This is a genomic window from Streptosporangium sp. NPDC051023, from assembly GCF_040689595.1.
Lineage (GTDB): Bacteria > Actinomycetota > Actinomycetes > Streptosporangiales > Streptosporangiaceae > Streptosporangium.
In genome coordinates, this window is sequence record NZ_JBFBCE010000009.1 from 156,709 (window position 1) to 176,275 (window position 19,567).

At 70.4% G+C, this 19,567-nt stretch carries 14 protein-coding genes; 3 read left to right on the forward strand and 11 right to left on the reverse strand.

Annotated features, from left to right (window positions below):
• Window positions 1-9: 9 nt before the first annotated feature.
• Entirely contained in the window at window positions 10-513 is a 504-nt protein-coding gene (locus AB0395_RS08675) for a hypothetical protein (protein ID WP_366278354.1), read from the reverse strand.
• A gap of 532 nt (window positions 514-1,045) precedes the next feature.
• Here AB0395_RS08675 and AB0395_RS08680 point away from each other — a divergent pair.
• Both AB0395_RS08680 and AB0395_RS08685 read left to right on the forward strand, forming a co-directional pair.
• Window positions 1,046-2,758, forward strand: coding sequence for an ABC transporter ATP-binding protein (locus AB0395_RS08680; RefSeq protein ID WP_366278356.1), 1,713 nt, complete (start codon window positions 1,046-1,048; stop codon window positions 2,756-2,758).
• Window positions 2,755-4,602: an ABC transporter ATP-binding protein gene (locus tag AB0395_RS08685; RefSeq protein ID WP_366278358.1), complete on the forward strand. Its 1,848-nt coding sequence runs from the start codon at window positions 2,755-2,757 to the stop codon at window positions 4,600-4,602. Before AB0395_RS08680 ends, AB0395_RS08685 begins: the two co-directional genes overlap by 4 nt.
• Before the next feature lie 253 nt (window positions 4,603-4,855).
• Here AB0395_RS08685 and AB0395_RS08690 read toward each other — a convergent pair whose 3' ends face one another.
• From AB0395_RS08690 to AB0395_RS08705, 4 genes are all read right to left on the reverse strand, one after another.
• Window positions 4,856-8,329 (reverse strand): M28 family peptidase, encoded by a 3,474-nt coding sequence (locus AB0395_RS08690; protein ID WP_366278360.1) that lies wholly within the window; start codon window positions 8,327-8,329, stop codon window positions 4,856-4,858.
• 138 nt (window positions 8,330-8,467) lie between these two features.
• The gene (locus tag AB0395_RS08695) at window positions 8,468-9,433 is read right to left on the reverse strand and encodes a LysR family transcriptional regulator (protein WP_366278361.1); all 966 of its coding nucleotides are present in this window, start codon (window positions 9,431-9,433) and stop codon (window positions 8,468-8,470) included.
• A 104-nt stretch (window positions 9,434-9,537) separates the two neighbouring features.
• Complete coding sequence (locus tag AB0395_RS08700) at window positions 9,538-10,122, reverse strand: sigma factor-like helix-turn-helix DNA-binding protein (protein ID WP_366278363.1); 585 nt, start codon at window positions 10,120-10,122, stop codon at window positions 9,538-9,540.
• Window positions 10,123-10,545: 423 nt separating this feature from the next.
• Complete coding sequence (locus tag AB0395_RS08705; RefSeq protein ID WP_366278398.1) at window positions 10,546-10,938, reverse strand: carboxyl transferase domain-containing protein; 393 nt, start codon at window positions 10,936-10,938, stop codon at window positions 10,546-10,548.
• 526 nt (window positions 10,939-11,464) lie between these two features.
• Here AB0395_RS08705 and AB0395_RS08710 point away from each other — a divergent pair.
• Entirely contained in the window at window positions 11,465-12,013 is a 549-nt protein-coding gene (locus tag AB0395_RS08710) for a hypothetical protein (RefSeq protein ID WP_366278365.1), read from the forward strand.
• Between the two features lie 129 nt (window positions 12,014-12,142).
• Here the strand turns inward: AB0395_RS08710 and AB0395_RS08715 are convergent, their stop codons facing one another.
• The 6 genes from AB0395_RS08715 to AB0395_RS08740 all read right to left on the reverse strand — a co-directional run bounded on the left by AB0395_RS08715 (window position 12,143) and on the right by AB0395_RS08740 (window position 19,566).
• Window positions 12,143-14,053: a S8 family serine peptidase gene (locus AB0395_RS08715; RefSeq protein ID WP_366278366.1), complete on the reverse strand. Its 1,911-nt coding sequence runs from the start codon at window positions 14,051-14,053 to the stop codon at window positions 12,143-12,145.
• On the reverse strand, window positions 14,050-15,108 hold the full coding sequence (locus AB0395_RS08720) for a copper resistance CopC family protein (RefSeq protein WP_366278368.1): 1,059 nt from the start codon (window positions 15,106-15,108) through the stop codon (window positions 14,050-14,052). Before AB0395_RS08720 ends, AB0395_RS08715 begins: the two co-directional genes overlap by 4 nt.
• A gap of 79 nt (window positions 15,109-15,187) precedes the next feature.
• The gene (locus AB0395_RS08725; protein ID WP_366278369.1) at window positions 15,188-15,721 is read right to left on the reverse strand and encodes a hypothetical protein; all 534 of its coding nucleotides are present in this window, start codon (window positions 15,719-15,721) and stop codon (window positions 15,188-15,190) included.
• Window positions 15,718-16,626: a multicopper oxidase domain-containing protein gene (locus AB0395_RS08730; protein WP_366278371.1), complete on the reverse strand. Its 909-nt coding sequence runs from the start codon at window positions 16,624-16,626 to the stop codon at window positions 15,718-15,720. The genes AB0395_RS08725 and AB0395_RS08730 overlap by 4 nt, the downstream gene beginning before the upstream one ends.
• A gap of 8 nt (window positions 16,627-16,634) precedes the next feature.
• Window positions 16,635-18,317, reverse strand: a complete 1,683-nt coding sequence (locus AB0395_RS08735; protein WP_366278372.1) for a multicopper oxidase domain-containing protein — start codon at window positions 18,315-18,317, stop codon at window positions 16,635-16,637.
• Window positions 18,310-19,566: a multicopper oxidase domain-containing protein gene (locus AB0395_RS08740; protein WP_366278374.1), complete on the reverse strand. Its 1,257-nt coding sequence runs from the start codon at window positions 19,564-19,566 to the stop codon at window positions 18,310-18,312. The genes AB0395_RS08735 and AB0395_RS08740 overlap by 8 nt, the downstream gene beginning before the upstream one ends.
• Window position 19,567 lies beyond the last annotated feature (1 nt).

Genomic DNA, 19,567 nt, shown 5'->3' on the forward strand with positions numbered 1-19,567 from the left:
TACCGCCTGTCAGGTCAGCGGCCATGAGTACTCCTTCTGCCCTACCTGCCCTACCGTGGCGGACAGGAGCCGGCCCCGGTAGGCGACCAGGAGGGCCTGTGTCGCGACGGTAAGGCCCGCGAAGATCAGGGCGGCGGTGGGCCTGAAGGCGAGACCGAGGGCGTTTCCCACGGCGAACAGGACGAGGCGGGCGGTGAACGAGAACAGCCAGGCCAGCATTGTCCATCCGGTGCCCTTGGACCACGTGACCCCGGCCTCGTCCCGCCATACCCGCACGGTGGAGGCGCGCAGGGCGCCGAAGGCGATGGCCGTGACCACCTCGGCGGCGACCACGACCACGCTGAGGACAGAGGGATGAAAGTCGAGGACACCGCCGCTCCCCAAACCGGCCGCCACCAGGACGAGGGCGAAGATGAGGATGCCACGCTTGGCGGTCGGCCGCGTCACCATCTGGCGGTAGACGACGAAGACGACGATGGCGACGGTGGCGATAGCGATCTGCGTCGATTCCATGGCTCAGACGGTAGGGACGGCGTCCGCGGCCCGGATCGGAGCAGGGGTGGAGACAGGCGATCTCCACCTCCGGGTGGAGAGGGCGAAGCGGCGAGGGGCCGGAGTACAGAGGACGGACGGAGACGGTGAGGCCGGGCGAGCCGGAGGCCATGGGAGAGGGCTCGAGTGGACGGGGGAAAGGCGATGGGAGAGGGCGGTCCACGGCTCGTGTGGCCTTGATGGCAGGGGAGGCCCACTTCCGGGACAGTTGCCGGAGCCCCGGAGGCCGCGGACACTCTGATGGTCACCGCACGCCGGACGGGGGACACCGAGCCGGCTGAGCGTTCACGGGCCCGCACCGCGAAAAACCGTTTGACGGGGGTTTTAGCCTTGTCGGGCCTTCACCTGGAGTGATGGCCATCTCAACTGAAGACCGTGAGGAGCGTGCTGCCTGCTGATGCCCCCCGATACCGTCGCCCCCGAGCGAGAACCCGGTACCCTTCAGCCTCCGACCCCCCGCCCGCGACGCGCCAGGACGAACTCCCTGTGGCGCATGAAGTCCTACCTACGCCCCTACGCGACCCAGCTGGCCCTCATCTGGTTGCCCGCCCTCGCCGGAGTCGGGATCGGCATCGTCATCCCGCTGATCGGCAGAGAGATCATCGACGGCCCCGTCGCCCGCGGCGAAACCAGCGCCCTGCTCCCCCTCTCCCTGCTCGCCCTGGCGCTCGGCGTGATCGAGGCGCTGCTGGTCCTGATACGCAGGTGGCTGCTGTCCGAGGCCGTCCTCGGCCTGGAGACCAGGATCCGTGACGACCTCTACGAACACCTCCAGCGGCTGCCGATGAGCTTCCACGGCGCCTGGCAGTCCGGGCAGCTGCTGTCCCGCGCGACGACCGACCTGTCCGCGATCCGGCGCTTCCTCGGCTTCGGCATGCTCTTCCTCGTCCTGATCAGCATCCAGATCGTGACGGTGACCGGCCTGCTGCTGAACATGTACTGGCCGCTCGGCCTGCTGGTCGCCGCGTCGGCGTTGCCCATCACGCTCACCTCGCTGCGTTTCGAGCGGGGGTACATCGAGGTCTCGCGCCAGGTGCAGGACCAGCAGGGCGACCTCGCCACCGTGGTCGAGGAGTCCGCCGTCGGCATCCGCACGATCAAGGCCTTCGGCCGGGGCCCACACGTCTTCGGCGTCTTCGAGGAGGGGGCGCGGAAGGTCTACCGGACCTCGATGGAGAAGGTACGCCTCTCGGCGCGCTTCTTCACCTTCCTCGAGGTGGTTCCCAACGTCACCCTCGCCATCGTGCTGCTGCTCGGCGCGCTCGCGGTCGGCTCGGGACTGCTGACACTGGGCACGCTGGTGGCCTTCACCACCCTGATGCTGCAGCTGGTGTGGCCCATCTCGGCGCTCGGTTTCATCCTGGTGATGGGCCAGGAGGCGATGACCGCGGCAGACCGCGTAATGGAGGTGCTCGACACCGAACCGGAGATCGTCGGCGGCACGGGGGTGATCGAGCGGCCTCGCGGGCACCTGCGCTTCGAGGGTGTGGGGTTCCGGTTTCCCGGTGCGGCCGAGCCGGTGCTCCACGACGTCTGGCTGGAGGTGCGTCCCGGTGAGACGGTCGCCGTCGTCGGTGCCACGGGCTCGGGCAAGACCACGCTGACCTCCCTCGTCCCCCGCCTCCACGACGTCACCGCAGGCCGGATCACCGTCGACGGCCACGACGTGCGGGAGCTGTCGCTGTCCGCGCTCCGCACGATGGTCGCCACGGCCTTCGAGGAGCCCACACTGTTCTCGATGAGCGTCAGGGAGAACCTGACGCTGGGGCGGCACGACGCCACGGAGGAGGAGATGGAGGCGGCCCTCGAGATCGCCCAGGCCGGGTTCGTCCACGATCTGCCGTGGGGCCTGGAGACCAGGATCGGCGAACAAGGGATGTCACTGTCCGGCGGCCAGCGCCAGCGCCTCGCCCTGGCCCGCGCCGTCCTCGCCAGGCCGAAGATCCTGGTCCTCGACGACACCCTGTCCGCCCTGGACGTCGAGACCGAGGCCCTGGTCGAGGAGGCGCTCAGGCACGTGCTGCGGGACGCGACCGGGATCGTCGTCGCGCACCGGGCCTCGACCGTACTGCTCGCCGACAGGGTGGCCCTGCTGCTTGACGGCACGGTCGCCCACATCGGCCCGCACCACGAGCTGATGGCGACCGTACCGGAGTATCGCGCGCTGCTGGCCGCCGACCTGGACGAGCGGGAGGCGCTGCGATGAGCGGGACGGAAACGCGAAGCTGGCGCGGCGTCGCCGCGGAGAACCAGGACGAGCTGTCCGAGCAGGTGTCGTTCCTGCTCCGCGCTCGGTCGAGACGGCTGCTCGCCGACCTGCTGCGGCCGTATCGCAGGGAGATCGTCCTGCTCGTCGCGGTCATAGTGATCTGCAACGGAGCCTCACTCGCCATCCCCTTCCTGATCAAGGTGGGCATCGACGACGGCATCCCGCCGATGGCCTCGGGCCAGGGACCGGGCACGCTGGTCACGGTGGTCGTGGCGGTGCTGGCGGCGGCGGCAATCCAGGCGGCAACCCGTCAGGTGTTTCTCAAAAGGACGGGCCGCGTCGGCCAGGACGTCCTGCTGGAGCTACGGCGGCGGGTCTTCACCCACTTCCAGAGGCTGTCGCTGTCCTTCCACGACGACTACACCTCCGGACGGGTCGTCTCCCGGCTCACCTCGGACATCGAGGCCATCTCCGAGATGCTGCAGTCGGGTTTCGACGGGCTCGTCACCGCGGTGCTGACGCTGACCGGCACCGCGGTCCTGCTGCTCGTCCTGGACGTGAAACTGGGCCTGGTCGCCCTGCTCCCGCTGCCCGTCCTGCTGCTGTTCACCCGCTGGTTCCGGCGGCAGTCGAGCATCACCTACCGCAGGACCCGGGAGACCGTGGCGCTGCTGATCGTCCACTTCGTGGAGTCGATGACCGGCATACGGGCGGTCCAGGCCTTCCGCAGGCAACCGCGCAACCAGGAGATCTTCTCTCAGCTCAACGCCGACTACCGGGACGCCAACGTCCAGGGCATGCGCCTGGTCGCGATCTTCACGCCGGGTGTCAAGCTGATCGGGAACGTCACGATCGCGGCGGTCCTGCTCTACGGCGGGTGGCTGGCCGTCGGCGGCGGCGTCACGGTCGGCGTGCTCGCCGCGTTCCTGCTCTATCTACGCCAGTTCTACGAGCCGATGCAGGAGATCAGCCAGTTCTACAACACCTTCCAGTCGGCGAGCGCGGCACTGGAGAAACTCTCCGGTGTGCTTGAGGAGACGCCCGCCGTGGCGGAACCGCGTCATCCCGTGGCACTGGAGCGGCCACGCGGCCAGGTCAGGTTCGAGGCGGTCGAGTTCTCCTACCTGGACGGCACCCCCGTGCTGCCCAGGATGGACCTGACGATCCCGGCGGGGCAGAGCGTGGCACTGGTCGGCACGACGGGGGCCGGGAAGACCACCCTGGCGAAGCTGGTCGCCAGGTTCTACGACCCGGTCGCGGGGCGTGTGCTGCTGGACGGGGTCGATCTGCGCGACCTCGGGGAGGAGCCACTGCGCGCCGCGGTGGTCCTGGTGACGCAGGAGAACTTCCTGTTCACCGGCTCGGTCGCCGACAACATCAGGTTCGGCAGGCCCGGCGCGACCATGGCCGAGGTCGTCGAGGCCGCCAGGGCCATCGGTGCCCACGACTTCGTCTCCACACTTCCCGAAGGCTACGAGACGCAGGTCGGCAAGCACGGCGGCAGACTGTCGGCGGGACAGCGGCAGCTGGTGGCGTTCGCCCGGGCCTTCCTCGCCGACCCCACGGTGCTGATCCTCGACGAGGCGACCTCGAGCCTGGACGTGCCCGGCGAGCGGCTGGTACAGCGGGCGATGCGCACGATTCTCGCCGACCGGACCGCCCTGATCATCGCGCACCGGCTCTCGACCGTCGAGATCGCGGACCGGGTGCTCGTGATGGACCGCGGCGGGATCGTCGAGGACGGTCCTCCGCAGCGGCTCATCGAGGGCGCGGGCCGCTTCGCGGGCCTGCACCGGGCGTGGCTGGACAGCATCTCGGACCTCCCGAGCGTCCCAGAATAACGCGGTGACCGGGACGTTCACCGGGTCCCGCGCCGTTCCCCGGCTCCGGGCAGGCCGATGCCACCGCTCACCGTAGGCGGCGCCGTGGATGTCCCAGCGGGGACGAGGCAGCGGGCCGGATGGGGTGACCAGGCCGGAAGGCGAGCGGTCCGGCCGGAGGGCGAAACGGGCAGTGGCCCGGACCAGAGGGTCCGGGCCACCACCGCGTGCTCCGTTCGATGTTCTCCGTTCGTTGAGTTCGGTGGGCGTGCCGTCAGAAGTCGAGACTCCAGGAGTTGACCACTCCCGTGTCTCCCTGGAAGTAGTCGCCGACGACGAGCGACCAGGTGCCGTTGCCGAGGCGGCCGGTGTTGTTCACCGTGAAGCTGACCGGCCCGTTGTACTCCGTGCACTCCTCGTAGGCCTCGTACTTCAGCACCCGGGACGTCCCGTTCGGCTGGACCAGGGTGAGACGCAGGTCCTGCGAGCAGGTGTGCTGGATGTCGGCCGTGACCGTGAACGTGCTGCCGGGGGCTCCGTCGAGGTTGACGTCAATGTCGGTGGAGTCCTGGTAGCCGTCGTTGATCTCGAAGGGCGTGTCGTTGGTGAAGGTGCGCCCGCCGCCGGACCCGCCGACGGTGAGGGTGAAGGCCGCCGAGCGGTTGGCGCTCGTGCCCGTGCCGTTGAGGCTGATGTTGTAGGTGCCCGGCTGGATTCCGGCGGTGGTGGAGACGCTGACCGAGGAGCTCTGGCCGCTGGTGATGGTGGCCGGGCTGAAGTCCACCGTCGCGCCTGAGGGGACACCGCTGGCGCTGAACGAGACCGACTGGGCGTTGCCCGAGGTGGTCTGGGTGCTCAGCGTCGCCGTTGCCGAGCCGCCGGGCTGGACCGTGGCCGTGGACGGGTTGACCGAGACCGAGTAGTCATTGGTCGGGGGCGGGGTGTCACCGCCGACCGCGCCCTTCCAGATCGCGTACGCGGCGGCGTCGGCGGCCCGGTCGAGGACGGTGTCGTTGATGTTGCTGGTGGTGTCACAGGCGGAGTGGTAGCAGGAGTCGTACGCCCTGCCCGACTGGCCGCCCCACTTGGTGGCCTGCGCCGAGGTCTTGGTGGCGCTTGCGCCCGCCGCCACACCGGAGGTGGGGATGCCCGCGTTGCGGAAGGAGGCGTCGTCGGAGCGGTTGGCGCCCTCGACGTTCTCCTCCGGCTGCAGGTTCAGCTTGGTGTAGAACGCCTTGAGGTCGGTGGCCGCGGCGGTGTTGATGTTGTTGATGAAGTAGCCCGCGTTGGTCGAGGCCACCATGTCGTAGTTGTAGTAGGCCTTGATCTTGGAGCGCTCGGTTGAGCTGAGCGAGCTGACGTAGAACTTCGAGCCGTTGAGGCCCTGCTCCTCGTCGGTCCACCAGCCGAAGCGCACGTGCTTGGTCATGGTGGGCTTCTTGTCGGCCAGGGTCAGCGCGACCTCGAGCAGGGTGGCTGAGCCCGAGCCGTTGTCGTTGATGCCGGGCCCGGCCGCGACGCTGTCGAGGTGGGCACCGGACATGATGACCTGGTTGGCGTCACCGCCCGGCCAGTCGGCGATCAGGTTGGGACCGGCACCGCCGGTGCAGCCGGAGGTGCAGCTCTGGCGGCTGACGGTGTAACCCGCCGCGGTCAGCTTCTGCTCGATGTAGCTGACCGACTGGGTGTAGCCGGCGCCGGTGGACCTGCGGGTACCACCGTTGTTGGTGGCGATGGTCTGCAGCTGCTGCAGGTGCGCCTTGACGTTCGCGACGCTGATGTCCGGCGGATCGACGGTACCGGGCCCGCCTCCACCGACGGTCAGCGTGTACGTCGCGGTCTTGTCGACGTCGGCGCCGTCCGCGGTGACCGTGACCGACGAGGTGCTGTTCGGCGTGGTCGACGAGGTCGTGATGCTCAGCGTCGCGGTCTGGCCCGCGGTGATGGTCGCCGGGCTGAAGGAGGCGTTCGCCCCCGACGGCAGGCCACTGGCCCGCAGCGTGATGGACTGGGCACTGCCGGCCGTCACCGCGGTCCTGACGGTCGAGGTCGCCGACTGGCCTGCCTGGACGCTGCCGGAGGCGGGGTCGAGGGAGACGGAGAAGTCGTTGCCGGGCGGCTGCGCGGTGCAGGTGCCCTCACCGCTGCCCGCGGAAACGCTGACGGCGCTCCAGGCGGCCCTGACCGCGTTCCACTCCACGCAGCTGTTGGGGAACAGCTGCTTGGCCGCCGCCACCGTGGCCGCGCGCGCCTTGGCGTGGGTCCACGGGGAGGTCTTGGTCTGCAGCCCGGACAGGAAGATCTGACCGGCCTTCTGGATACCGATGCCGGTCAGGCTCGACGAGCCGGAGCAGACCGGGCTGGTCGGCTTGCCGCCACCGGGGTTGGTGCCCTCGGCCAGCAGGTAGAACCAGTGGTTCTGCGGGCCCGCCGCCTTGTGCACCTCGGTGTTGGGGATCGAGGAGGTGTAGCAGTTCGGGTCGCTGACCTTGGAGGGGTCGTACATGTAGCGGATCGGGCCGTTGCCGGTGAGGTTGACCTCTTCACCGACGCTGTAGTCCGGCGGGTCGTTGGGGTTGTTGGCGTAGGCCTCGGTGAGGGCGCCGAAGATGTCGCCGGTGGACTCGTTCAGGCCGCCGGTCTCGTTGCCGCTGCCGCCGTCACTGCCCGAGTACTCGAAGATGGCGTGACCGAACTCGTGGCCGACCACGTCCATCGGGGTGGCCTGCTGGTTGTTGGCCTGGTTGTGACCGAAGTTGGTGTACGAGCTGTTCCAGAAGGCGTTGACGTCGTTGAGGCCGACGCGGATCGGGAACGCGGCGCCGCGGCCGTTGAAGCCGTTGCGGCCCAGCCAGTCCTTGAGCATGTTCCACTCGGTCTGCGCCGCGTACAGGGCGTCGACACAGGCGGTCTCGAGGTTGGTGCCCTGGCCGGTGCCCCAGGAGTCGGTGCTCTTGGTGTACGGCGAGCCGTTCTGGCCACCACACGACAGGCCGGAGCGGGTGGTGTCCCGCATGGTGTACGAGCTGCCGGACCCCGAGGTCTGGATGGTGACCGGGTTGCCGTTGTAGAAGCTGTTGCCCGTACCGGCGTGAACCTGGTCGTAGGAGTCCAGCACAGAGCCGTTGAGGGCGTCGACGAAAACGTGCAGGATGCTGGGCGCCTTCTCGGTGGCGCCGGTGACGACGACCTCCCATGCCAGCTTCGGCTGGGTGCCGGCGGCGTGCACCAGCAGGGTCGGGGTGCCGACGCTCTCCACCTTGGGAAGCCTCGCGCGGGCGGTGGCCGCCGCGGCAGAGGCCTTGACCTTGGCGGTGACGCCGACCTTGATCTCCGCGCGCTGTCCTGAGGCGACCTGGCCGAGCTGCTCGCCGGCGCGGTCGGTGGTCACGATCACGTCGCCGCCGTAGACCGGCAGCCCGCGGTAGGTGCGGGCGTAGGTCAGGTACTGCAGGCCATGGGCGCCGTCTATGGTCTTCGCCAGCTTGAACTCGTCCTGCGAGGTCTTGCGCAGCGCCTTGGACTCCGATACCAGCGCCTTGTCCGCGGTGGCGACCGCACGCTTGCGGCCTTCGGTGTTCGGTGGGGTGAAGGCCCGTTCGAGCTTCGCCGCGGCTCCCACGGGGGTGGGTTTAGCCGGTGCCGCGGCCTTCTCCGCGTAGGCGCCAGGCGCGTTCGCGAGCGTCGAGGCCGCCAGTGCAGCTGTCGCCAGTAGGGCGACGGCGCCTGTTTTGAGCTTGGATCTCACTCTGGATGACTCCTCTCACAAGTCCCCTGGGGGGAAGGGACTAAAGGAGCCGTGGCCGGCCAGGGCTGGACCAAAGGTGCCATTACTGAGTCCTGTCAGGAACCCTCCAGCTCTCCATAGCGCACTGCTATGGGGTGATCACGGTGGAAAGTGCAGCGGCTGTCCGTGTCGTTCGAGCCAGGACGCGTAGACCGGGATCTTCAACGCCTCACTCCAGTACCTGCGGATCGCGCTGCTGATCAGGGAGACCACGCTCTCGGCCAGCGGGCCGTGCCTGGTCCAGGCGATGATGTAGCGGAACAGCATCGGGGTGCCCACCAGCGGGCGGACCGCGATCCCGGGATGCGGCTGGTAGATCGCCTGGAACATTCCCACGCACCTGCCCGCCCTGATCAGGTCGTAGGCCAGGGCTGGGCTGACAGAGAAAGTCAATCTCGGCGCGAAGCCGTGCCTCCTGCAGGCGTCCCAGAAGTGCTCCCGATGGCCCATCTCCACCTGTGGGGGCATCGCCCAGTCCTCTTCGGCCAGATCCGCCAGGTCGATCTCCTCGCGATGGGCCAGCGGGTGGGACTCCGCGAGCCCCACGAAGATCGGCTCGATCACGGGGATCTCGTACACCACGCCGGGGGGCGGTATCAGCTCGTAGCCCGGATAGTCGCCCAGGACGGCCAGCTCGAGCCTGCCCGCCTCCATGAAGGAGTGCAGGGTGTCCATGGAGTCCTCGGTGCGGATGGTGAAGTCGACGCCGGGCACCAGGTCGTACATGCAGTTGCTGACATACCCCGCCAGTGACATCGGTGCGCAGCCCACCCGCACGAGAGCCTTGCCCGTGCCCCGTTCGACATAGTGGCGCGCGTCCCGCTGCAACGTGCCGAAGGCGTGAAGCAGCGAGCCGGAGCGCTCCAGGATCCATCCGCCGAGCGCTGTCGGGCGGCTGCCCTCGTGGGCCCGCTCGAACAGGCGTCCGCCGAGCATGCGCTCGATGCGCTGCAGCTGACCGGCCAGCGCGGGCTGTGACAGTCCGAGGGAGGAGGCTGCCTTGGAGATACTGCCGTGCTCGGCGATCGCATGGATAACCCGAAGATGGCGCATTTCCATGTCCATGCGGCGATGATAGGAAAAAACCCTATCTTTTTAGTGAAAATCCAATAGCGATTTCACAGGCTCCCAAGACTGTGCATGTCTTGCCGGGCCAAACGAGAGAGCGCTCACCCGGCACCGGGAAGCTCCCGCGTGACGTCGGCCAGCCTGGTGGGATTGAGCACGGACCAGAGCCCGGTGACGCGGTCCTCGACGATCTCCATCACGATGACTCCCGCGAGTCTCCCGTCGACGCGCACGACGAGGGCCGTCTGTCCGTTCGCCTCGGTGTGCCGTGTCTCGGCCGCGTCGCCGAACCTGCCGAGCACGCTCACGGCGTAGCGGGCGACCTCACGCCTGCCGGTCAAGGGGGTGACCACCTCGCCGCCGTCGGCCCACGCGACCACGTCGCGGGCGAGGATCCGCTTCACCTCGGCCAGGTCGCCCTCCGTCGCGGCCAACATGAAGCTGTCGGCGATCCATCGCCTGCGCGTGCCGGACTCCTCGAACGCGCAGGGCCCGCCGACGCGCTCTCTGCCCCGGCGGTGAAGCTGCCTGCAACCGGCCTCGGACAGATCAAGGACCTCGGCGATCTCACGGTAATCGTAGGAGAAGGCCTCCTTGAGCACGAAGACCGCCCGCTCAGCCGGCGTGAGCCTCTCCAGCGGCGCGTCGACCGTGGGGACCGCGACCACCCGCAGAGCTGAGTTCATGGGATCCGCCTTCCGGGACGAGATGGGATGACACTCACGACTCTCCCCCGCCAGGCGCCTGCGGTCAGTCACGACGGCACCGCTCTTGACAGGGGGGCCTGCACTACCATCCCCAGGCCCACTCCCAGGCGGACCTCCCCTCATCGCCACCGTGGCCACCGTGGCCAGGCCCCCTCACTGCGCCGCGGGGTACGGCGAGCCCTTCCCCCATCGCACCGTGCGCGTCGGCCAGGCACGGGGGCTCCGCGCGCCTGGCCGCTCCGGGCACCGCGGACGAGGTCGCCCGCTCGGCCCGCCTACGCGCGGGCCGGGCATCACACTTATCCGCGAAATAACTACGGAAAGTCGAACATCAAGCTGAAATATCCCACCGTAACCGACCGGCGCTATCACGCCCTCCCGGATTCACGTCGACACCGTTGTTCAAACCACCAAAGGAACGCCCACCGCCTCGGCCAGGTCCATGACCTTGTGGATTTTCTCGGCATGCGCCTCTCCGAACGTGCCTCCGAATATCCGGAAGTCGTGCGCGTAGACCATCACGTCGCGCCCGAAAACACGCCCCGAGCCCGCCACGACGCCGTCGGTGCGCGGGCGGCGGCGCTCCAGCCGGAAACGGGTCGCCCTGTGCCTGCAGAACGCCTCGACCTCGGCGAAGGAACCTCTGTCAAAAAAGGGCGTCGAGGCGCTCCCGAACCGTGAGCCCGCCCTTTGTGTGCTGCTTCGCGGTGGCCTCTGGGCCTGGTCACTGGTGAACGCTCTCTCCGACGACTTCCAGTTCGATGATCCGATAACGCGTCGCTTCCCTCGGTAGATCCGTCACCGGCCTCGGGCCGTTTCCAGTCCTTTGTTGAATATGCGCGCGATCTCCTCACCCGATTTACTGTCCGCACAACTCCATAAAGTGAAATACGGCGCCGCCGTCAGGGTAATCAGGAGAAACCAGTCCGCGACACCCCACAAAACCGGCGGGTGATCCACTATCTTCACCGACATCGCCGACTTCACCGGCCGCGTCGAGCAAGGCGACGACATCCGTGGGGCGCGACGCCGGTTCCCGCTAACGCGGGTGCCCCGCACGGAGCCAGCCGACATAGTCGGCGACCCCGAGGTCGAGGTCGTATTCGGGCACGTTCGACCGCGCGACGTGGGTCAAGGAGGACGGCCGACAACGGCAGGGCAGACGGTCCGGCGTGTCTCGCACGGTTACCCACCGGTTCCCGCGAAGATCACCAGTAGGTCACGTGACATGTGACGGATCGTCAATCGCGGACAGCCCGGACCGAGACCGGGTGCCGTGAGCCCACCGGCCGTGTGCCCGTGAGCCCACCGGAGGAATTCGATGAACCAGATCGCCGGGTGCGGTTTCGCCCTGCTGACCGGGATCACGGCCGTGACGGGCACGCCCACCACGGGCGCCTCCGCCTCGCCCCCCAAGGTCGCCTCCTCCATGGCCACCACCGCCTCCGCCACTTTGTCCGCTTCGGCTCCCCCGGCCTCGGCCGCCGCCGTCACGCCGACGACGACGTGCAGCGTCACCGGCCCGATCCAGGGCCTGAAAGTCAGGGCGTGCGTCGACGTCACCCGCAACCGGGTACGGATCTACGGGACTGTCGGCGCCCTCGGCATCTCGGAACCTCCCGGTGTCCCCAGGAACGTCCGCGCGACCGTTTCCGGGGAGATCGTCGGCGGCGCCTTCCTCGGTTCGAGGAGCCGGGCGCTGAGCATCTGGAATGACTCCTTCACGGTCGAGGGCACCACTGCGACCGTGACCTGCGGATCCACGGTGCGCGCCACGGTGGTGATCGAACCCGGCCCTCCCGGCCCCGGCGGCGGTGGGCCCCTACCCGGCCCGACGTCCGTCTCCGTTGACGTACCGGTCATCTACTGACCCGCCTCCCCGGTGCCCCGGCAGGCGGACCGGAGATGCTCCCTCGTGCCATGCCGAACACGTGGCCGGGCCTGGCCTCGGACACGCGTCCGCGCGGGCGCGATGCGGGCGCGTGCTCGCAGAGTACGGCTAACGCACGGCCAGGGAGATCGCGACGCCATGGGTGAGCGGGCCGTGTGTTCCGGTGATCCGGAGGGCGAAGGTTCCGCGCGGGGTCGAGGAGGTGGTGCGGACGGTCAGCCTGGAGGTTCCCGGCGCGCCCGCCGGGTTCGGTGAGAGGCTTACCATGGTCCCCATGGGAAGGCCGGTGACCTTGAGCGTCACGTTCCCGGCGAACCCCCCTGAGACCGGTAGGGAAACGGTCGAGACGGCCGATCCGCCGCGCGCGGCCGACAGGACGGGCGGGCTCACGGTGAGGGCGAAGTCGCCCGCGCCCACCACGAGGGTGACCTGGACCGAGTGGGTGAGCGGGCCGTCGCTGCCGGAGATCGTGAGCGGGTAGGCGCCGGGCGCCGTCCCTCCCGGGATGGAGACCGTCAGCCGTGAGCCGCCCGCCCCCGTGACCTCCGGAGGTTCCCAGGTCGCGTCGGCCCCGGGCGGGAGACCCCAGACCGAGAAGGCCACCGGCCCGGCGAACCCGTTCATGGCGCCGACCGTGACGGTGTAGCGGGCCGTGCCGCCGCCCGTGGTCACGAGACGCGATCCGGGGGTCGCGGCCACGGTGAAGTCCGGTGCGGTCGCCAGCCATCGGTGGGCGGCCAGGACGTCGAGCCGCCCGTACCCGCTCTCGTCGTCCTGGCCGGGCACCCCAAGGTCGAGCGCCCCGTGCAGCAACGCCGCCTCCTGACGCCCGGCGTCCAGGCCCGGGTAGGCGCCGAGGAGCAGCGCGAGAGCCCCCGCGACGTGCGGCGCGGCGAGAGAAGTGCCGGAGGCGGTGGTGTAGAGCCCGTACAGGTCGGTGGTCCTGACGTCGACGCCGGGCGCGACCATGCGGGGCGCGATCGCGCCCGCGCACGCGGAGGGCCCCCGGCCGCTCGACGGGTCGACGGCGTCCGCGGCATCGGTCGCGCCGACCGTGAACGCCTCCGGGTTGTCCGCGGGAGAACGGACCGAACCCGCCAGGGGCCCCTGGTTCCCCGCGGCGAAGACCGGCAGGATCCCCACCGCGCGCAGGGCCCCGAGGTCGGGCTGGAACTCGAGGTCGCACCCGCCCTCTCCGCCCGTCCACGAGTTGTTCACCACGTCGGGCGCGTCGTCGGTCTCCGGGTCGCCGTCGGGGTCGAGCAACCATTGCATGGCCAGATGGACACCGCTCAAGGTGGCCACGCCCCGGTCGTTGAAGATCTTCGCCGCGATCCACGTCGCGTCCGGCGCGACGCCGACGGCAGTGCCCCCCGCGTCCCCGCCGACCATGATGCCCATGGTCGCGGTGCCGTGGCCGCTGACGTCGACGGGGCCGCCCGGGTGCTCTCCGTTCGGGTCGTACCAGCTGTTCGCGCCCCCTCGGTAGCGGCTCGCGAGGTCGGGGTGGGTGACGTCGACGCCGGTGTCCAGGCTCGCCACGACCACCCCGCGTCCCCGATGCCCGAGGCTCCACAGGCCGGGGGCGTTGACGAGCGCGAGGTTGGGCTCGGCCTGTCCCGCCGACTTCACGAGACGAGGCGCCGGGACGGCGAGGTCGGGGCGAATCTCGCCGACCTCGGGCAGGGCGGCCAGCTCAGGCAGCGCGGAGGGCGCGGCGGTGACGGCGACCGCGTTGACGATCCAGAGCGGGCGCACGGCGGAGACGAGCCCTCTGGACCGCAGGGCCCGCAGGAGTTCGAGGAGTTCCCGCTGGCCCGCGCTCGCCCGGGCCCGCAGTTCCCGCTCCAGAGCCGCCCGCCGCAGGTCGTGGTCGGGCTCCCGCACCGAGCCCGGGTCCACCTGGTCGTCGAGCACCACGATGGCCCGGATCATGGGCTCGGGCCGTACGGCTCCCGCCTGGCCCGTGGCCGCCGCGACCGCCACGGCGAGACCCGCGACCGCGCCCTTCCACCTCATCCCACGCTCCAGGCGATGGGGACCTCGAACCGTTTCCCCCCTCGCAGGACGACCACCGTCAGCCGGGTCGAGGCCGCCGCTCCCAGCTCACCGGTACCCACGTAACGGCCGGGCTCGAGCTGCCGCAGCGGCGTACCGCCCGCGGGCGACTCCAGTACGACGGCGTCGATCGGCGCGGGCGGGGGACGGCGTGAGCTGGCGGCCGTAACGGTGAAGCCGTTCACTCCCGGCCGGTTCGGGGTGACCGAGACGGCGACGACCAGATCGTGCATGACCGCGCCTCGGGTCGCCGTCACCGGGACGGCGGGCGGCGGCGATGGCACGGGCCGTACGGACGAGGCGGGCGGCGTCGGCTGTGACCCGCCGCGCGCGAGCAGCGCGGCCCCGAGCAGGAGCACGGCTCCCGCGCAGGCGACCGAGACCGCCACGGGGTCGTGACCGGCCACGACCAGCCCGGGGAGGCGCGGCCTCGACACGAGGACGCGGCGCAGGAGCGCCATGATCGCGGCCAGCCCGGCGAGCAGGCACAGGCGCGCCCAGCCACGGGCCGTGGCCCGGTCCTCCATGCCGGGAGTGGGGGTCCCGGCCCGGTTCCCGGGGACGCCCGACGTGAAGGCGGAGGAGTTCCCGGGGACGTCCGAGGTAAGGGCGGCGGAGGAGTTCTCCGCGTCCCCGGGGGCGGCCGGGGCCGGCGTGGCGGGCGGGGAGCCGACGGCGAACGCCACCAGGCCTTCGGTCCGGTGGCCGTCCCCCTTGGTGAGGACCCGCCAGGCGATGCCGTACGCGCCGGTGGGAAGCTCGGGGAGCCGGAGGGTGAGCCTGGCCCCGGTCGCGGCGGAGACGGCGCCTTCCACGACGCGGCCGGAACGCTCGACGAGCCGGGCGTAGCTGAGCCCCGGCACGACCGTCTCGTTGAACGTCAGTGTGGCGACGCGCGGGGCCCGCGCCAGGACGGCCCCTCCCGCCGGATCCGAGCCGACGAGGACGCCGTGCGCCGAGGCGGGAGCGGCCAGCCAGACGACGGCGAGGACCGCGCAGCTGAGCGACGCCGCCAAGCGGGGTCCGGCACGCAGCGCCGCCCCGCGCAGAACGTCCGTCAGACGCGGGGCGCGGGGGGCCGCACCATCACGGCCCTCACGACACGGTGACATGCCGCACCTGCGCGTCGCCCAGCAGAACGGTGACCTTGCTTCCCGGACGCACCCAGTTGCCGGAGTTCTCGAAGACCAGGTAGTAGGTGACGGCGGGCTTCAGCTCCCCGGTGTGCGCGTGGCCCATGTAGAGCTGCCTGATCACCAGCCCCGAGTCCTCATCGACGACGAGGGGCGGGGTACGCGCCTGGTGCACGGCCTGCGCCTTGCCCGGGTCGACGACCTGGAACCTCACGTCGAGCAGCCCGCCCGCCCCACTCGCCGAGACCCGCACGAGCCGGATCCCGGCCCGGTCGGCGAGCAGGCCCGCGGGGATCACCGGACGGTCGAAGGCCGGTCCCGCGGTGGACGGGACGGCGGCCTCGGCGGCGGGCGAGGCGACCTCCCTGGCGGGCCGGGTGGCGGGCGGGGAGGCGGCGGAGGGGCGCATGGCGAAGGCCACCGCCGTCCCGCCGATCCCCACCACGGCGGCGAGGCCGAGCGCGACCGGCGCCCTCAGGCGCGCCCAGCGGCTCACGGCACCTCGATGAAGGTCAGCATCCCGCCGGGCGAGGCCGCGCCGTTGGTCAGGTGGAGCTGACGGTTGTAGAGCGCGAACCTGCTCCCCGAGGGCGGGATGGTCACGACGGCGTCCTCGGTGCCGCCCGCCGGGATGGTCTCCGCGGTGGCCTCGAACGGGTTGCCGAGCGGGCGCGCGTCCCGGGCGACCACCCGCTCGTAGAGGCCGAGCAGACGCATCGAGGTGTTGTCGAACCCGGCGTTGAGGTAGCGCAGCAGCACGGTTGTGCCCGGGGGGCCACCGTGGACGGGGTCGGTGCCCGGATAGGCCTTACCGTTGATCAGCCAGTACTTCGGCGCGTACCGGTAGAGGTCCGCGGTCGCGGGCGAGGCGTTGAACACCGGGTCGATCGCCGAGAGCACCAGCACCTCCTGCCGGTCGTAGGCGGTCGCAGCCGGGGCGTAGGCCCTGCCCGCCACGGCGGACCGCACGATCAGCGCGCCGTACAGCCCCATCGGAAGCTGCCGTTCCGTCCCCTGGTAGAGGTAGGTGCCCGGGGCGGAGGCGGTGAAGGTCGCGGTCGCGGTGGCGCCGGGGGCCGCGGTGACGCTCGCGCCCTGATCGAGGGAGAGCCCGGGCACCTCGAGCGAGACCGGCACCGTCAGGCCGTTGTGCACGACCAGGGAGACGTCGTCGCCCTCGTCGACCGAGATCACAGGCCCCGGCAGGGACGGTTTCGCGTCCGCGCAGGAACCTCCGGGAGCGGCCGCGGAGAAGCCCCAGATGTTCGCGAAGACCGAACCGGGCAGCGGCAACGTGCCCGCCGAGGCGCACAGGTCGATCGTGACACCGGCCGCCGCCGCGGACCGGCCGGGCAGGACGAGACACGCGGCGATCAGGACGAGCACGAGAGTTCTGCGCATCTGGGCCCTCACGGTGCGTCGTAGGTGAGTCGGAGCAGGTTGCCCTGCGTGAGGAAGCCGGTGGCCGTACCGGTGGTCAGCACGCGCACGCGTACCTTGCCCTGGTTGGCCCCCGTGCCCAGGAAGTCGGTCTGGGGGGCGGGCAGGGTCCGGGTGATCGTGGCGTCCGCGGTGCCGACGTCGGCCGCCGCGCCGAGCTGGACCCAGGCGCCGGTGGACCACTTCCAGGCCCACAGGGTGGTCGGCAGCGCGGCGGCCGAGTTGCGGCCGGTGTAGGTGACCGTGAGGCCGGTGGCGCCGGTCGGCACCCCGGCGAAGCCGCCGGACCAGTCGGCGGCCGGTGTCCCGGTGGCCGTCGAGTCGACCTGGTAGTACGCCGTGTCCGCCGTCGCCAGCGCGGCGACGGTCCCCGATCTCGGGGTTCCGGCGAGGATCGAGGAGCTCGCCGCGACGGCGGCGCACCCTCCGGGGGGATCGACCCGCAACAGGGTCGCCATGCCGCCGAACCCCGCGTCGAAGTTGGTGAACTCGTTCAGTGCGTGGCTGTGCCAGGGGAAGTACCACTCGCCGCAGACGTTCTGCGAGGCGGTGCCGACCGGCAGGGTGCCCTTCGCACCCAGATAGGCGCTGCCGCTCGACCAGGTGTCGCCGTCCTTGAAGGTCAGGTTGCGGTAGTCGGGCGACGCGACGGAGGCGGGCAGCGGGTTGCCCTGGCTGTCCCAGGAGTCCTGGTCCTTCCAGGTGAACAGGAAGTCCTGGGTTTGGCCGGAGGCGACGGTCCGGCCGAAGTGCTCTCCGGTGGCGTCGCCACCGTCGGGCGTGCGCAGCGGCCTGCCGTCCTGGGCGATCTGCCGCACGTGGTTGCCGTGCGGGTGGAAGGGGTGGTTGAGCGCGCCGACGTTCGCCATCCGGATCAGCGCGGGCAGCGGGTTTCCCGTCGCGTCGTACGATTTGACCCGGACCAGCGCCCCGTACGGCTGGGCGGGCAGCCACGAGACCCCGTTGTTCTGGAGCGTGTCGGGGAACTGCCTGCCGTTGATCGCGAAGTAGCGGTTGCGCAGCGTGGTGAAGTCGTAGGTTCCGCCCGTCTCGACCGCGTGGTGCAGGTCGGGGTCGATGTCGCTGAGCAGCATCAGGTACTCCCGCTTCGGGTCGAACCTGGTGGCCGCGTCGTAGGCGTAGTCGGGGTGCCCGGCGGGGCGCACGACAAGCGCGCCATACAGCCCCATTTCAACCTGTTTGGAGGGGTCGCTGCCACTCTCGTAGACGTAGGTGCCGGGCCTGCCCGCGGTGAAGGTGTAGGTCGCGTCGCCACCGGCGGGGGCCTCCTTGGCCAGGAGTCCCGGGGCGCCGGTTCCGCCGACGGCGAGCTGGCCGGGGAAGACGATCGAGACCGGCTCGGCGAGGTCGTTGTGGAGGCGGACGGTGACCTCGTCGCCCTGCTCGACGCACAATACGGGGCCGGGACTCTGGAACCCGCCCTGGGCCGGGGCGTAACTCCACATGAGGACGCTGTTGCCGTCGGGCGTCTCGATGTATCCGCTCCTGGCGGTCAGGTCGAACGAGGGGCCGCCGGTGCAGACGAGGCCCTGTTTCGGCGCCGCCGCCTGCGCCCGCGCCACGGGCGCGGGCAGCGGCACCAGCGCCATGGCCACGACCATTGCGCCGACCAGGGCGATCAGCTTACGCATACGTCTCCCCAACCACGCTCTGGGACGGCAGCGGCGAACCCCGGTAAACCCTGACCTCGGTCGCCATGCCGCCGAGACCGGGAGCACCGTGGTTCGACAGCCGCCGGAAGTCCCGGTTCTTGAACAGGTAGGTGTTGTAGGAACCGCGGGCGTCGGTGGACACCCTGGCCGATGGGTTGAACGGCGGCGCGGTGAACAGCACGTCCCGTGCCTCCCCCGGGCCGATGTAGAGGGTGCCTGCCGGGTAGGAGGTGTCGGCTCCCGAAGGGGAGCGGCGCAGAGTGGCGTCCTCGCCGACCACCTTCATCGGGATCCCGGGCAGTTGCATCGCGTGCTGCTCGTAGCCCAGGTTGGCCAGCCTGAGCAGGGCCCGGTCCCCGGGATTGACCTGGACGAGCGAGGAGACCGGCTGCCCGGGCAGTGACGGGTGGCCGTTGGGCAGGACCGTCTGGGGGTAGACCCTGCCGTTCAGCGTGTAGTACTGCGGGTCGTAGTCGGTGAAGACGAACTCCTGGATCTGCTCGTCCGCGTCGTGCTCGCGCTCCTCGATCTCGTTGAGCAGGATCGCGAAGTGCCGGTCGTAGGCCGTGGAGCCGTCTCCGTCGTTGTAGGCGTAGGTGGTGCTCCTGCGCAGCGGGTCGAGGGCCGTGCTGCCGTCCTGGGCGGGCCGGACGAACACGATGCCGGTCATGCCCATCTGCACGTGCTCGACGTCCTCGAAGTGGCAGTGGTACATGTACGTGCCCGGGTCGTGCGGCCGGTAGAAGTAGGTGAACTGCCGCTCGATCGGCACCGAGACCGACACCTCGGGCACACCGTCGAAAACGGTCGCCGGGGTGCGGAAGCCGTGCCAGTGGATGGTGTGGGAGTCGACGAGGTCGGGCCTGCCGACCAGTCCGAGGTTGGTCAGCGTGATGTAGGCGTCCCGGTCCTGCCCGAGGTCCAGGACGGGCGCGACGTGCTGCGCCTTGCCCTTGTAGGCCGCGGTCAGCTCCGCGATCGACATCGCCGGGGGAACCGCGAGGAACCCGAAGATGTACACCGGGGCCCTGCCGGGGATCGTGATGTATCCGTCGGTGCCCGCGAGCGCGATCCGCGTGGCCGGGCCGGGCACCGCTCGCGCCGTGCCCTCCACCGTGCCTTCCACCGTGCCTTCCATCGTGCCCTCCGCCGTACCCTCCAGCGCCTGCCCGCCGACGACCAGCCCGGCGGCCAGGGCTCCCGCCTTGAGAAGGTCCCTGCGTCTCATG

Coding starts and splice junctions, on each gene's coding strand:
- AB0395_RS08715 (WP_366278366.1), bottom strand. CDS start 14,053: ATGAGGTGGAAGGGCGCGGTCGCGGGTCTCGCCGTGGCGGTCGCGGCG.
- AB0395_RS08680 (WP_366278356.1), top strand. CDS start 1,046: ATGAAGTCCTACCTACGCCCCTACGCGACCCAGCTGGCCCTCATCTGG.
- AB0395_RS08710 (WP_366278365.1), top strand. CDS start 11,465: ATGAACCAGATCGCCGGGTGCGGTTTCGCCCTGCTGACCGGGATCACG.
- AB0395_RS08685 (WP_366278358.1), top strand. CDS start 2,755: ATGAGCGGGACGGAAACGCGAAGCTGGCGCGGCGTCGCCGCGGAGAAC.
- AB0395_RS08740 (WP_366278374.1), bottom strand. CDS start 19,566: ATGAGACGCAGGGACCTTCTCAAGGCGGGAGCCCTGGCCGCCGGGCTG.
- AB0395_RS08730 (WP_366278371.1), bottom strand. CDS start 16,626: ATGCGCAGAACTCTCGTGCTCGTCCTGATCGCCGCGTGTCTCGTCCTG.
- AB0395_RS08675 (WP_366278354.1), bottom strand. CDS start 513: ATGGAATCGACGCAGATCGCTATCGCCACCGTCGCCATCGTCGTCTTC.
- AB0395_RS08735 (WP_366278372.1), bottom strand. CDS start 18,317: ATGCGTAAGCTGATCGCCCTGGTCGGCGCAATGGTCGTGGCCATGGCG.
- AB0395_RS08695 (WP_366278361.1), bottom strand. CDS start 9,433: ATGGACATGGAAATGCGCCATCTTCGGGTTATCCATGCGATCGCCGAG.
- AB0395_RS08700 (WP_366278363.1), bottom strand. CDS start 10,122: ATGAACTCAGCTCTGCGGGTGGTCGCGGTCCCCACGGTCGACGCGCCG.